Source organism: Litchfieldella rifensis (assembly GCF_042646605.1).
Classification (GTDB): Bacteria; Pseudomonadota; Gammaproteobacteria; order Pseudomonadales; family Halomonadaceae; genus Litchfieldella; species Litchfieldella rifensis.
The window spans coordinates 83,882-96,949 of record NZ_JBHRUG010000019.1 but is presented as its reverse complement, the minus strand read 5'-3'; the positions used below and the strand labels follow the sequence as shown (position 1 = coordinate 96,949).

The 13,068-nt window shown below is 62.1% G+C and carries 14 protein-coding genes; 1 reads left to right on the top strand and 13 read right to left on the bottom strand.

The features are described from left to right. From ACFOEV_RS09785 to argC, 13 genes are all read right to left on the bottom strand, one after another. A complete protein-coding gene (locus tag ACFOEV_RS09785; RefSeq protein WP_386773346.1) occupies window positions 1-471 on the bottom strand; it encodes a F0F1 ATP synthase subunit B in 471 nt (156 codons plus the stop codon). Between the two features lie 65 nt (window positions 472-536). Continuing rightward, window positions 537-785, bottom strand: coding sequence for a F0F1 ATP synthase subunit C (gene atpE, locus ACFOEV_RS09780; RefSeq protein WP_386773344.1), 249 nt, complete (start codon window positions 783-785; stop codon window positions 537-539). 53 nt (window positions 786-838) lie between these two features. Beyond that, window positions 839-1,702 (bottom strand): F0F1 ATP synthase subunit A, encoded by an 864-nt coding sequence (gene atpB / locus ACFOEV_RS09775; RefSeq protein ID WP_386773342.1) that lies wholly within the window; start codon window positions 1,700-1,702, stop codon window positions 839-841. A gap of 14 nt (window positions 1,703-1,716) precedes the next feature. After that, window positions 1,717-2,115 carry an ATP synthase subunit I gene (locus ACFOEV_RS09770; RefSeq protein ID WP_386773340.1) on the bottom strand — a complete coding sequence of 133 codons (399 nt, stop codon included), beginning with the start codon at window positions 2,113-2,115 and terminating at the stop codon, window positions 1,717-1,719. Between the two features lie 199 nt (window positions 2,116-2,314). Beyond that, the gene (locus tag ACFOEV_RS09765) at window positions 2,315-3,241 is read right to left on the bottom strand and encodes a ParB/RepB/Spo0J family partition protein (protein ID WP_386773338.1); all 927 of its coding nucleotides are present in this window, start codon (window positions 3,239-3,241) and stop codon (window positions 2,315-2,317) included. A 29-nt stretch (window positions 3,242-3,270) separates the two neighbouring features. Beyond that, window positions 3,271-4,041, bottom strand: coding sequence for a ParA family protein (locus tag ACFOEV_RS09760; RefSeq protein ID WP_386773336.1), 771 nt, complete (start codon window positions 4,039-4,041; stop codon window positions 3,271-3,273). A gap of 56 nt (window positions 4,042-4,097) precedes the next feature. Next, window positions 4,098-4,760: a 16S rRNA (guanine(527)-N(7))-methyltransferase RsmG gene (gene rsmG / locus ACFOEV_RS09755; RefSeq protein ID WP_386773334.1), complete on the bottom strand. Its 663-nt coding sequence runs from the start codon at window positions 4,758-4,760 to the stop codon at window positions 4,098-4,100. Further along, window positions 4,757-6,652, bottom strand: a complete 1,896-nt coding sequence (gene mnmG / locus ACFOEV_RS09750; protein WP_386773332.1) for a tRNA uridine-5-carboxymethylaminomethyl(34) synthesis enzyme MnmG — start codon at window positions 6,650-6,652, stop codon at window positions 4,757-4,759. The genes rsmG and mnmG overlap by 4 nt, the downstream gene beginning before the upstream one ends. Window positions 6,653-7,196: 544 nt before the next feature. Next, entirely contained in the window at window positions 7,197-7,970 is a 774-nt protein-coding gene (locus tag ACFOEV_RS09745) for an amino acid ABC transporter ATP-binding protein (protein WP_386773330.1), read from the bottom strand. Window positions 7,971-7,979: 9 nt separating this feature from the next. After that, window positions 7,980-8,651: an amino acid ABC transporter permease gene (locus ACFOEV_RS09740; RefSeq protein ID WP_386773328.1), complete on the bottom strand. Its 672-nt coding sequence runs from the start codon at window positions 8,649-8,651 to the stop codon at window positions 7,980-7,982. 110 nt (window positions 8,652-8,761) lie between these two features. Further along, entirely contained in the window at window positions 8,762-9,544 is a 783-nt protein-coding gene (locus ACFOEV_RS09735; RefSeq protein ID WP_386773326.1) for a transporter substrate-binding domain-containing protein, read from the bottom strand. 121 nt (window positions 9,545-9,665) lie between these two features. Continuing rightward, window positions 9,666-10,034 (bottom strand): iron-sulfur cluster insertion protein ErpA, encoded by a 369-nt coding sequence (gene erpA, locus ACFOEV_RS09730; RefSeq protein WP_386773324.1) that lies wholly within the window; start codon window positions 10,032-10,034, stop codon window positions 9,666-9,668. A gap of 100 nt (window positions 10,035-10,134) precedes the next feature. Further along, a complete protein-coding gene (gene argC, locus ACFOEV_RS09725; protein ID WP_386773322.1) occupies window positions 10,135-11,169 on the bottom strand; it encodes an N-acetyl-gamma-glutamyl-phosphate reductase in 1,035 nt (344 codons plus the stop codon). Between the two features lie 137 nt (window positions 11,170-11,306). Between argC and ACFOEV_RS09720 the strand changes: the two genes are divergently transcribed. After that, complete coding sequence (locus ACFOEV_RS09720) at window positions 11,307-13,058, top strand: chloride channel protein (RefSeq protein ID WP_386773320.1); 1,752 nt, start codon at window positions 11,307-11,309, stop codon at window positions 13,056-13,058. Window positions 13,059-13,068: the final 10 nt, after the last annotated feature.

Sequence of the window (13,068 nt, the reverse complement as noted above, 5' to 3'; positions counted from 1 at the left end):
TCAAAGCTCTTGGGCGAGTTTGTCGACGAGCTGGCCGTGTTTCTTCTCGTCGATGGAGGCCTCCAGTATCCGCTCTGCGCCTTCGATGGCGAGTCGCGACACCTGGACACGCAGCTCTTCTTTCGCGCGGTTGATTTCCTGCTCGATCTCGGACTTGGCATTGTTGATCATGCGCTCACCTTCCAGGCGAGCACTGTCACGTGCCTCCTCGACCATCTGGGTAGACCGCTTGTGGGCCTGCTCCAGGATTTCGGCTGCCTGCTCCTTGCTCTCACGCAGGGTCTTGTCGGCCTGTTCCTGCGCCAACTCGAGGTCCCGCGTAGCACGGCTGGCAGCGTCCAGGCCATCGGCGATCTTCTTCTGGCGTTCCTGCAGGGCCTGCATGATCGGTGGCCAGACAAACTTCATGCAGAACCAGACGAAGAACGCGAAGGCGATAGCCTGGCCGATCAGGGTAAGGTTCAGATTCACGCCAGCACCTCTCGCGTCACAAGTTCGGGGTTAAAGTCACAACGGGTCGTGTCGACCACCGTGGCTTAACCGACAAACGGGTTGGCGAAGGTAAAGAATAGCGCAATACCTACACCGATCATGGACACGGCGTCCAGCAGGCCAGCGACGATGAACATCTTCACCTGCAGCATCGGAATCATTTCCGGCTGACGTGCGGCGCCTTCCAGGAACTTGCCGCCGAGGATGCCGAAGCCGATGGCGGTGCCCAAGGCGCCCAAGCCGATCAGCAGGGACACGGCGACGGCGGTCATACCCAAGATTTGTGCTTCCATGATGGTCTCCAGTTTCAGTCAAGTGGTTTAGCGGGTTAAGGGGTTCAGCGAAATCAGTGTTGTTCCACCGCCATGCTCAGATAGACGATGGTCAACATCATGAAGATAAAGGCCTGCAGGGTGATGACCAGGAGATGGAACACCGCCCAGGTGAAATGCAGCGGCAGCTGCCACAGCCCGATGATGGCGATCAGGATGAAGATCAGCTCACCGGCATAGAGGTTTCCGAACAAACGTAGACCGAGCGAAATCGGCTTGGCCAGTAGGGTTACGGCTTCGAGAATGAAGTTGATCGGAATGAACAGGGCCTGGATCAACTTGTTCGAGGAGTTGAACGGATGCAGGGTCAGATCGCCGATGAAGCCGGAGACACCCTTGGCGCGAATGGTATAGAAAATGACCAATGCGAAGACCGACAGCGACATGCCCAAGGTGGCATTGACGTCGGTAGTCGGCACTACCTTGAAGTAAACGTGCTGGGGATCAGCACCGAAAAAGCCGCCGATCTTCTGCGCCAGCATGGGCAGGAAATCGACCGGTACCAGGTCCATCAGATTCATCAAGAAGACCCAGCAAAAAATGGTCAGCGACAGAGGCGCGATCACCCGACTCTTGCCGTGGAAGGTTTCCTTCACCGAGTTGTCGACGAACTCGACCATCAATTCGACGAAATTCTGCAGCCCGGCGGGCACACCGGTGGTCGCCAACTTGCCCGCCTTGCGGAAGATCAGCAGGAAGATCACCCCCAGTCCGATCGACCACCCCATGGTGTCGAGGTGGATCGCCCAGAAGCCCATTTCGGAGGCCTCCTCGGCGGAATGGGCGATCGACCAGCCATGTTCCGGGTGCCGGCCGAAGGTCAGGTTCTGCAGGTGGTGCTGGATATACTCCGTCGGAGTCGGGTTGTTGCCTGCCATGCTCTGCCTCGATTTCAGGTGTGCGACGGTCGCCGCAGTAGCCAGGGTCCCAGCCAATGCACGAACAGCGTCGCCACGTAAGCGCCAAAGAAGAAAGCGGGATTTGAGGGGGGCACTGTCACGAACACCAGCGTGAACAATGCCACCGTCAAACCAAACTTACCGGCTTCAGCGCGATAGAAGCTCTTGATAATATCCCGGGTACGCTGCGCGCCCTGGTAGCGAAAGGCCCGCCAGGCAAAGTAGGCATTAGGCAGCAAGGCCACCCCGCCTCCCAGCAACGCCGAAACCGCAGCCGCCATGCCACCCACGTACGCGCCTAGCCCCGCTGCGGCGCACATGATCACGAACTGAGCGAGCAACAGAGGCAGGATTCGCGGACGCTTGAGCTTGGCTGCTGGTGGATTTCCCATGCTCTCCGTCTGCACTGCTGTCTGCCAAAATCGCTGCCGAAGTCGAACCGGCGGCAAGCCCGGACGCGATTATAGGGAAGCCCCCCGGCCCCTTCAACCGAAGTCAGCGCGATTCTGCACGATATCGCGCCAGCTTACGACCAAATGGCAAGAAATATCTGATGAAACAATTTAGCTTGCTAACAAACAAGGCGGGAACTCAGCGAATATGCCCGAGGATGCCGTCGAGTTCATCGAGGCTCGAATAACGGATGGTCAGGCGCCCCTTGCCGCTGCGACCATGCTGGATCCTGACCGGCGCCCCGAGCAGCTCGCCAAGCTGATTCTCCAGCCGCCCGACGTCGGCCGAGGGAGCTTCGCGGGCCGGCTTGGCCGGTGTACCGCTGGCCAGTCGCTTGACCAGGGCCTCGGTGTCACGCACCGTCAGGTCCTTGTTGACCACTTCATGGGCCGCCTGGCGCTGCTTGGCGCCGGACAGGCCCAACAGGGCTCTCGCATGCCCCATGTCCAGATCGCCACGTTCGAGCAGGGTCTGCACTTCGGGGTCGAGTGCCAACAGCCGCAACAGGTTGGCCACCTGGGCGCGGGACTTGCCCACCGCGTCGGCGACCTGCTGCTGGGTCAATTTGAACTCGTCTATCAGGCGCTTGTGCGCCAAGGCTTCCTCAATAGGATTGAGGTTCTCGCGCTGGATGTTTTCGATCAGTGCCAGCGCCAGGGCGGCCTGATCGCTGACGTCACGGATCACCGCCGGGATGACATCGAGCTCGGCGAGTTGGGCGGCCCGCCAACGTCGTTCGCCGGCGACGATCTCGTAACGCTCCTCGCCGAGCGGGCGCACCACGATCGGCTGCATCACTCCTTGGGCACGGATCGAGTCGGCCAATTCTTCCAGCGCCTCGGGCTGGATATCGCGACGCGGCTGATACTTGCCGCGCGACAACTGCCCCAGCGGCAGACGCTCCAGGCGTTCACCCGGTTCGGGTGTCAGCTCGGGCGTCAAGTCGACGCTGCCATCGACGGCGAGCAAGGACGTCTCGGCATCGCCTTCCAGGGTCTCACGGCGGCGAGCACCGGCACCGATCAGGGCATCCAGGCCGCGTCCCAGAGCGCGTTTACGTGTCATCGGCACCTCCTCGAATGGTTCCGCTGCGCCTACAGCGACAGACGACGAATCAATTCCTTGGCCAGCACCCGATGGGCCTGGCTACCGCGCGAAAAACGCGCGTATTTGGTCACCGGCAGACCGTGACTGGGCGCCTCGGCGACCCGTACGTTGCGCGGTACGGTGGTCTTGAGCAAGGTATCACCGAAATAGTCGCGCAACTGCTTGCTGACATCGCGCGTCAGGCTGTTGCGAGAGTCGAACATGGTACGCACGATGCCGAAGACCGCCAGCTCGGGGTTAACGCTGACCTTGATCTGGTCGACGGTGTCGAGCAGCGCCGAGAGCCCTTCCAGTGCATAGAATTCGCACTGCAGGGGAATCAGTACTCCGTCGGCGGCGGTCAGGGCATTGACGGTGAGCATGTTGAGCGATGGCGGACAGTCGATCAGCACCACGTCGTACTCGCCGGACACCCCGCGAATGCCATCGCCCAGGCAGCGCTCGCGCCCCTCGTCGCGATCGAGCAGGTCGACCTCGGCGGCGGTCAGGTCGCCGTTGCTGGGCAGCAGCGCATAGCCGGCATCGGGACAATCGAGGATCACTTCGGAGGCGCGTTTGTCGTTCAGCAACACGTCGAGCACGCTGCCGTCCAGTTCGTGCTTGTCGATACCACTGCCCATGGTGGCATGCCCCTGGGGGTCAAGATCGATCAACAGCACCCGCCGATGCAGGGCCGCCAGGCTGGCTGCGAGATTGACGGCGGTGGTGGTCTTGCCCACGCCCCCCTTCTGATTGGTCAAGGCGATGATCTTGGTCACGAGCGGCTTCCTTCCTGAGTCCGGCTCCCTGGTGGCGGGCAGCCTGCATGTTCTCGTTACGGCGTCAGGCGACGGCACAGCGTCAACAGATGCCGTTGCCCCGGTGCTCCCGGGATCCGCAGCGCTTGACGATCGACCAGCTCGACACCCTCCGGCAAGCGTTGCAACTCGTCCTCCAGGAGCCTTCCCTTCATGGCCAACCACTCGCCATCGACAGCCAGCAGAGGCTCGGTCAGGGAGACGAAATCCTCCAGGCTGGCAAATGCCCGCGAAATCACCTGGGCGAAGGGCCGGTCCTCGTAACTCTCGACCCGTGCCTGTACCGGGACGGCATTCGTCAAGCCCAATTCCAGCACAGCCTGGCGTTGAAAACGCACTTTCTTGCCGTTGCTGTCGAGCAGGGTCACCGTCACGTCGGGGCGCAGGATCGCGACGACCAGCCCCGGCAGCCCCGGTCCCGAGCCCACATCCAGCAGCCCTGGTCCATGTACGGCAGGCAGCACCGCGGCGCTGTCGAGCAGATGCCTGGTCACCATGGCATCGAGCGAGCGTACCGCGGTGAGGTTATAGGCGCGATTCCACTTGTGCAACAACGCCAGTAACGCCAACAGGCGTTCGCGTTGCCGCGCATCGGGACAGAGTCCCAGTTCGGCGAGTCCGTCATCGAGGAGCGCGACGACTTTCGGCTCCAGTACAGGAGTCGTCAGGCCCGCGGTCATCCGTTCACCACCCGGCTATCGTCCAGCAGGCGACGCTTCTTGAGATGAATCAGCAGGATCGATATCGCCGCCGGGGTCACCCCGGAGATACGTCCGGCCTGGGCCAGGGTCGCCGGGCGCGAGGCCTTGAGCTTCTGGCGAATCTCGTGGGACAGGCCCTCGACCCGATCGTAGTCCAGCGATTCGGGCAGCGGCGTGGCCTCGTGACGCTTGAGCTTGTCGATCTCGTCCTGCTGGCGGTCGATATAGCCCTGGTACTTGGCCTGGATCTGCACCTGCTCGGTGACGCTGTCATCGGCAACCGCCTCACCGACCAGCCCGGCGATATCGGCATAGCCGAGTTCGGGGCGCTTGAGCAGGTCCATCAGGTTGTATTCCCGTGTCAGGGGCTTGCCGGTCTTGGCCTCGATGGCCTGCGCAGCGGGCGTGCCGGGCTGGACCCAGCTGGCCTTGAGTCGGGCGCTTTCACGCTCGATGGCCTCGCGTTTGGTGGCAAACGCCGCCCAACGCGCGTCGTCGACCAAGCCCAGCTCTCGACCGATCTCGGTGAGTCGCAGGTCGGCGTTGTCCTCGCGTAGCAGCAGCCGGTATTCGGCCCGCGAGGTGAACATGCGATACGGCTCCTGGGTTCCCATGGTGATCAGGTCATCGACCAGCACGCCCAGATAGGCTTCATCGCGACGCGGCGCCCACGTCGCCAGTTCCTTGGCACGGCGCGCGGCATTGAGCCCGGCCAGCAGGCCCTGGGCACCGGCTTCCTCGTAGCCGGTGGTGCCATTGATCTGTCCGGCGAAGAACAGGTTGTGGATAAACTTGGTCTCCAACGAGTGCCTGAGATCGCGTGGATCGAAGAAATCGTACTCGATGGCGTAACCGGGCCGCGTGATATGGGCATTCTCCAGGCCGCGAATCGAACGCACCACCTCGAGCTGCACATCGAAGGGCAGCGAGGTGGAAATGCCGTTGGGGTAGAGCTCCCGGGTCTCCAGGCCTTCCGGTTCGATGAACACCTGGTGGCTCGCCTTGTCGGCGAAGCGATGCACCTTGTCCTCGATCGACGGGCAGTAGCGTGGGCCAACGCCCCCGATCACCCCGGAATACATCGGCGAGCGGTCGAGATTGGCGAAGATGATCTCGTGAGTGCGTTCATTGGTATGGGCGATGTGGCAACTCACCTGACGCGGATGCATCGCGCGCGAGCCCAGATAGGACATCACCGGGATGGGAGTATCGCCGGGTTGTTCCTCGAGCGCCGAGAAGTCGACGCTCTTGGCATCGAGCCGCGGCGGCGTGCCTGTCTTGAGCCGTGCGACGTTGAACGGCAAGGCGCGCAGGCGTTCGGCCAGGGCGTTGGAGGGGGCATCCCCGGCACGGCCGCCACGGCTCTGATCCAGGCCGATGTGGATCACGCCGCCGAGGAAGGTGCCGGTGCATAGCACCACCGTTTCGGCGTGGAAGCGAATACCGGTTTCGGTGACCACGCCGCGTACCGTGTCGTTATCCACGATCAGATCGCCGGCTGCCTGCTGGAAGATCGTCAGCCCGGGCTGGTTCTCCAGTAGGCCGCGGATCGCCGCCTTGTAGCGCACGCGATCGGCCTGGGCGCGGGTCGCCCGTACCGCTGGCCCCTTGCGGGCGTTGAGCACCCGGAACTGAATGCCACCCTGGTCGGTTGCCAGCGCCATGGCGCCGCCGAGCGCGTCGATTTCCTTGACCAGGTGACTCTTGCCGATGCCGCCGATGGCCGGATTGCAGGACATCTGGCCCAGTGTCTCGATGTTGTGTGTGAGCAGCAGGGTCTGACAGCCCATGCGGGCGGAGGCCAGAGCGGCTTCGGTTCCCGCATGGCCACCGCCAATGACGATGACGTCAAAGCGGTCGGGGTAATCCACGTTGCACCTCGAATGGCGCCGGTCGCGCCGATCATGAAAGCGAAGATCGAAATCAGCGGCCCAGTATAAACCTCCTGTGGGTAACCGTCAGGGGTTTTCCACACCCGGAAGCTCGCCGGCTTCCCTCCTTGCGAGATAACATCATCAATATAAAGAAAGAGAAAAGAAGTTCTGTTGTGGTAGTGATTACTGGTGTGGACATTTTTTGTGGATAAGCATTCTTATCCATTAAAAAACAATATATTGCAATGTTGACCAAGTCTTGGACAAGAGGCGTAGTGGTTGCGTACAGGATGTCGTGAGCCTGTGGACGGAATCACGACTTGCCCACATGCCAATCCGCTCACCGTTTATGCACCCATGACTACCGGGCTTGTCACCGTGGCTGTACACATCGCGGGCATCTGGGCGTATCGCCGGTAACCATGGGCATCAGCGTATCTTTTGGGGTGTTTGGGAGAAAAATTTATCCACAGGCAAAAAAAAGCCTGTCGACTATCGACAGGCCCGAGACGTGTGGCAAATCGTGCGAGAATCAGCGGATTCAGTGCTTGAGGACGCGTGACAGGAAACTCTGGGTACGCTCATGTTGTGGGTCATCGAAGACCTCTTGGGGGGATCCCTGTTCGACGATCTGCCCGCCATGGATATAGATCACCCGATCGGCGACTTCGCGGGCGAAGCCCATCTCATGGGTGACGATGATCATGGTCATGCCCTCGTTGGCCAACTCGCGCATGGCATCCAGCACCTCACCGATCATTTCCGGGTCGAGTGCCGAGGTAGGCTCATCGAACAGCATCAGTCGCGGTTCCATGGCCAGGGCACGGGCCAGTGCCACACGCTGTTGTTGGCCCCCCGAGAGCTGGCTGGGGTACTTGTCGGCCTGGTCGCTGATCCCGACCCGCTCGAGCAGCTTGTCGGCAATCGCGGTGGCCCGATCACGGGCGAGCTGGCGTACCTTGATCGGCGCCAGGGTGACGTTGTCGCGTACGCTCAAGTGGGGAAAGAGATTGAATTGCTGAAAGACCATGCCGACTTCGGTGCGGATGGTCTGCAGAGCCTTGCCGCTCCTGCCGTTCGGCAGCAGCTCGTTGCCGTCGACCTCGATATGCCCTTGCTGGAATTCTTCCAGGCCATTGATGCAGCGGATCAGCGTGGACTTGCCCGAACCACTGGCGCCGATGATCACCACCACTTCACCGGGCACTATCTCGAGGTCGATATCCTGCAGCACATGCAGGCTGCCGAAGTACTTGTTGACCTTGTCCATGCGCACGATGGGTACGCTTTCTGAAGCTGACTTGGGTTGGCTCATGAGGTTTCCCTATTGTCCGACCAGGCCCTTGCGTTCCAGCGTACGCAGGACGAGAGAAAGGCTCCAGGTGATGGCCAGATACAGCAATGCCACCATCAGATAGACCTCGAGGGCGGTGAAGGTGGTGGCGATATAGACCTGGCCTTGGCGGACCAACTCACCGACACCGATGACCGAGAACAGCGAGGTGTCCTTGATACTGATGATGGCCTGGTTGCCCAGCGGCGGTATCATGCGCCGCAAGGCTTGCGGCCAGATGATGTAACGGAAGGCTTGGGTACGCGAGAGTCCCAGCGACAGGCCGGCTTCGCGCTGACCGCGCTCGATGGACTCCACCCCGCCACGCACGATTTCCGAGATATAGGCCCCCGAATTGACGGCGATCGCAGCGATGCCTGCCACCAGGGCGTTGATGGGACCGCCGAGGATCTGCGGCAGGCCGTAGAAGATGAACAGCACCTGCACCAGCACCGGGGTGCCGCGAAAGACCTCGATATAAAAGCCTGCCGGTAGCCGTAACCAGTGGAGGGGGCTGATCCGTAACAGGCCGAAGATGATACCGATCACGAAACCGATGGCCAGGCCACCGAAGGAAATCAATAGAGTATAGGGAATCCCCGGCAGTAGATGGGGAATCGAAGCCAGGGCGGCTGCCCAGTCGAATTCAAAGGTCACGTCCACGTGAAAATCTCCCGCTGCGACGAGTCAGGCATGCGCTGTCTGCGTATCGGTGGGACACACAGCAGCGGGGCCGGGTGTGAAGACCCGACCCCGCGCGTTGTGCCAAGGGATTATTCGTCGTCAGGGGCACTGCCGAACCATTTGGCATGGATCTCGTCGTAGGTGCCGTCCTCGCGCATGGAGGCCAGGGCCTCGTTGGTGGGTTCCACCCATTCGCTGCCCTTGTGGAAGACAATGCCATATTGTTGCCCCTCGTAGAGAGGACCTACCACCTTGGTGCGGCCTTCCCCGCGGGTCTGGGCAAAGTAGCTGACATTGGGAGCATCGTAGAAGACGGCATCGACACTGCCGCCGAGCAGCGCCATGAACATGTCGCTGGTCCCTGGATAGGGCGTGATGTCGGTATCCCCACCGAACTGTTCCTGCAGGAAGTCGTGGCTGGTGGAGCCGATCTTGGTGGCGATACTCATGCCCTCCAGATCCTCGATGGTCTCGACGCTGTCGTTGTCGGCACGCACCAGGATCTTCAGACCACTATCATAGTAGGGGTCGGAGTAGTCGACGATTTTGGCACGCTCTTCGGTGATGGTAATGCCCGCGATGGCGATTTCCTGATTACCGGTCTGCACGGCCGGGATGATGCCGTTGAAGTCCATGGTTTCGAGATTGATCTCGAAACCGGCACGCTTGGCAACCTCGCGGATGATGTCCATGTCGAAACCGACCATCTCACCGGTTTCCTGGTCCATCATTTCGAAGGGAACGAAGCTCGGGTCGGTGACGACATTGACCACTGGCTTGTCGGCGAGAACCTGCGCTGACAGCCCAAGCCCCAGCACCAGGCACGCCAGCAGCGAAGCGGTCTTGATGGTATTTTCGATCACTAGTCTCATTGGCTTCCCCACTAGATATAGTGTTTATCGTCTCGCCTTTAACCATGGCGAGTCCGGGGGAAAGCGTCAAGTTGGGGGTGCTGCGCGGGACATTAGAGGGAAACCATGGCCCAAGCGAGGCTCAGACCATGAACGAGGCACCACAACCGCAGGTGGTGGTGGCATTGGGGTTCTTGATCACGAAGCGCGCTCCGGCGAGGCCTTCCTCGAAGTCCACGGTGGAGCCGACCAGGTACTGGTAGGACAACGGGTCCACGACCATGGCAACGTCGTTGAATTCGATCAGCGTATCGTCGTCGCTGGTGTCGTCGGCGAAGTCGAAGCCGTATTGAAAGCCCGAGCAGCCGCCGCCGGTCACGTAGACGCGCAGCTTGAGGGCGGCATTGCCCTCCTCGGCGATCAATGCGCGCAGCCGCCCCTGCGCGCTGTCGGTCAACAGCATCGGTTTGGGCGTGAAGGAGGCTGGCTCGAAGGATTCGGCACTGCTCATCGGAGAGCTCCCGGGTGTTGGGAAATGTTCAATAACCATATTATCCGCAAACCCCAGCAAAAGGGTCAACTTTATGCCGGGGTCATGTGTCGATTCGGAATCAGGGCAACAGGGCCGGGGCCTGAAGACCAGCCATCTCGTCGAAGTCGAACATCAGGTTGAGATTCTGTATCGCTTGGCCCGACGCCCCCTTGACCAGATTGTCGATCACCGCCAGGACCACCACCGTGTCACCATCGCCAGGACGGTGCACGGCGAGGCGGCAAATGTCCGAGCCTTTGACGCTGCGAGTCTCGGGGTGGCTGCCGGCCGGCATCACGTCGACCGCCGGCTCGTCGGCGAAGCGCTTCTCGAACAGCGCTTGCAGGTCGCCCGGCTCGCTGGTGAGGCGACCGTAGAGGGTGGCGTGGATGCCACGAATCATCGGCGTCAGATGGGGCACGAAGGTCAGCCCCACCGCTTGACCGGCCGCCTGACTCAGCCCCTGGCGGATTTCCGGCAGGTGACGATGACCACTGGCGCCGTAGGCTTTCATCGACTCGCTGGCTTCGGCCAGCAACGAGGCGACCTTGGCGCCGCGCCCGGCACCGGTGACGCCGGACTTGCAGTCGGCGATGATGTGCTCGTTGTCGATCAACCGCTGCTCCAGCAGCGGCAGCAAGCCAAGCTGGACGGCGGTAGGGTAGCAGCCCGGTACGGCGATCAGCCGCGCCTGGCGAATCGCATCGCGATTGACCTCGGGCAGGCCGTAGACCGCGGCGTCGAGCAGTTCGGGGGCACCATGCGGCTGGCCATACCAGTGCGCCCATTCCCGGGCATCGCGGAGACGAAAGTCGGCGGACAGGTCGATGACCCGCGTACCACGCTCGATCAGTTCCCCGGCCAGGGCATGGGCCACGCCATGCGGAGTGGCGAAGAAGACGGCGTCACAGGCGGCGAGACGAGCCGGGTCCGGCTCGGAGAATGCCAGGCCGGGATAATGACCGCGCAGGTTGGGATAGAGTTCGTCGACCGCCAGCCCCGTCTCGGAACGCGAGGTGATCACGTCGACGTCGACCTCGGGATGGCTTGCCAGCAGGCGCAGCAGTTCGACGCCGGTATACCCGGTGCCGCCGACGATACCTACCTTGATCACGATGGACTCCTTCAGATGGCCGGTTGAGACGTGGTTCGTTCCGATATGATACACCTTAAATAGGGGTGATATCTTCTCGCACGCTTGACCTCTCGCCGAGTCTCGAGCGGCGCCGACTTCCACAAGGATGCGGTATCGTGCCACGACTACGCTTGCCCGATCTGAGCCTGGAGCGCTTTCGCCGCCAGCTCGCCAACGTCGATGCCCTGCCCCAGTTATGCGTCCTGGGGCTGGCCTCCGGGGTGGTCACCGGCAGCCTGATGGTGGGCTTTCGTCTGCTGCTCGATCTGGGTGCTCTGGTGTTCATGCCCGAGGGCGACCCCGAAGCCTTCGAGGCGCTCCTCCCCTGGGCCAGGGCCAGCCTGCCACTGGTGGCGGTGGCGATGATCGGCCTCTGGCTGTGGCGTCAGCCCCCGGCGGCGCGCAAGCTGGGCATCGGTCATGTCATCGAGCGCCTGACCTATCATCAGGGCAGGTTTCCCCTGCGCAACTGGATCAACCAGTGGTGGGTCGGTGTCGTCTCGGTTCTCGGCGGCTTGTCCGCCGGTCGCGAGGGGCCGGCCATCCATCTGGGCGCCGCGGCGTCCAGCGGGCTGGGCCAGCAACTGCGTCTGCCGCACAACAGCTTGCGGGTGCTGGTGGCTTGCGGCACGGCGGCGGGCATCTCGGCATCGTTCAATACGCCCATCGCCGGGGTCATCTTCGCCATGGAAGTGGTGATGATGGAGTACACCATCGCCGGGTTCATGCCGGTGATCCTGGCCTCGACCATGAGCGCCTTGGTGGCGCAACTGGTATACGGCACCGAACCGGCCTTCCGGGTCCCCAGCGTGACGCTGGGCTCGTTGTTCAATCTGCCATGGATCGTGGTCACGGCGCTGGTGATCGGCCTGTTGGCCGGGGCTTTCATCCATGTGGCCAAGAGCGGCGAACGTCTGGCGGCCTGGCCGGTGTGGGGAAAACTGGCGGCGGTGGGTATCGCGACTGCCGCGGTGGCGTGGTGGTATCCCGAGGTGCAAGGCATCGGTTACGACACCCTGGCGGCGTCCCTGGCCGGCGATCTGGCGGTGGATGTGCTGCTGGCGCTGGTGGTCGCCAAGCTGTTGCTCACTGCCTTCACCGTGGCGTGTGGCGTGCCCATCGGCATCATCGGGCCGGTATTGGTGGTGGGAGCCACGGCGGGTGCCCTGAGCGGCATACTGGGGGGCTGGATCTGGCCCCAGGTGTCGGCCGATCCGGGATTGTTCGCCATGCTGGGCATGGCGGCGATGATGGGAGCGGTGCTCCAGGCGCCGCTGGCGGCGTTGATGGCCCTGCTGGAACTCACTCATCATCCCGATATCATCCTGCCCGGGATGCTGGCGGTGGTGATCTCCAGTCTCACGGCCAGGCAGCTTTGTCGCTGCCAGGGCTTCTTCATCACCCTGACGCGCCATGGCCTGCACCCCTTGCAGCAGCCCCTGATGCAGGCATTGTCGCGCGTCTCGGTGCCGGCGGTCATGGAGCGCAACCTGGTGAAAACCCGGCGCCTGATCAGCCGTGACGAAGCGCAGGCGCTGCTGGATGGCAAGCCCACCTGGATCGTGATCGTGCGTTCCAGCGACGATGCGCCGACCCTGGCGCTCAAGGCCGCCGACCTGGCCCGGGCGCTGCTCGATGAGTCGCTATGGGAGAACGAGGAACGGTTGGATCTGCTCGAGGTGCCCGGCCAGCGACTGGAGATGGCGCCCATCCATTTGCAGGCTACCCTGACCGAAGCCTTCGAGCGCTTGAACAACCAGGCCGTGGATGCGTTGTATGTGGAAAACACCTCGACGCCGATGATGCGGCGAATTTCCGGTATCATCACCCGTGATGCCATCGAGAACTACTATCGTTATAAGCCATGAACGGTGGGGC

Coding starts and splice junctions, on each gene's coding strand:
- atpE (WP_386773344.1), bottom strand. CDS start 785: ATGGAAGCACAAATCTTGGGTATGACCGCCGTCGCCGTGTCCCTGCTG.
- atpB (WP_386773342.1), bottom strand. CDS start 1,702: ATGGCAGGCAACAACCCGACTCCGACGGAGTATATCCAGCACCACCTG.
- ACFOEV_RS09770 (WP_386773340.1), bottom strand. CDS start 2,115: ATGGGAAATCCACCAGCAGCCAAGCTCAAGCGTCCGCGAATCCTGCCT.
- ACFOEV_RS09765 (WP_386773338.1), bottom strand. CDS start 3,241: ATGACACGTAAACGCGCTCTGGGACGCGGCCTGGATGCCCTGATCGGT.
- rsmG (WP_386773334.1), bottom strand. CDS start 4,760: ATGACCGCGGGCCTGACGACTCCTGTACTGGAGCCGAAAGTCGTCGCG.
- ACFOEV_RS09745 (WP_386773330.1), bottom strand. CDS start 7,970: ATGAGCCAACCCAAGTCAGCTTCAGAAAGCGTACCCATCGTGCGCATG.
- ACFOEV_RS09735 (WP_386773326.1), bottom strand. CDS start 9,544: ATGAGACTAGTGATCGAAAATACCATCAAGACCGCTTCGCTGCTGGCG.
- erpA (WP_386773324.1), bottom strand. CDS start 10,034: ATGAGCAGTGCCGAATCCTTCGAGCCAGCCTCCTTCACGCCCAAACCG.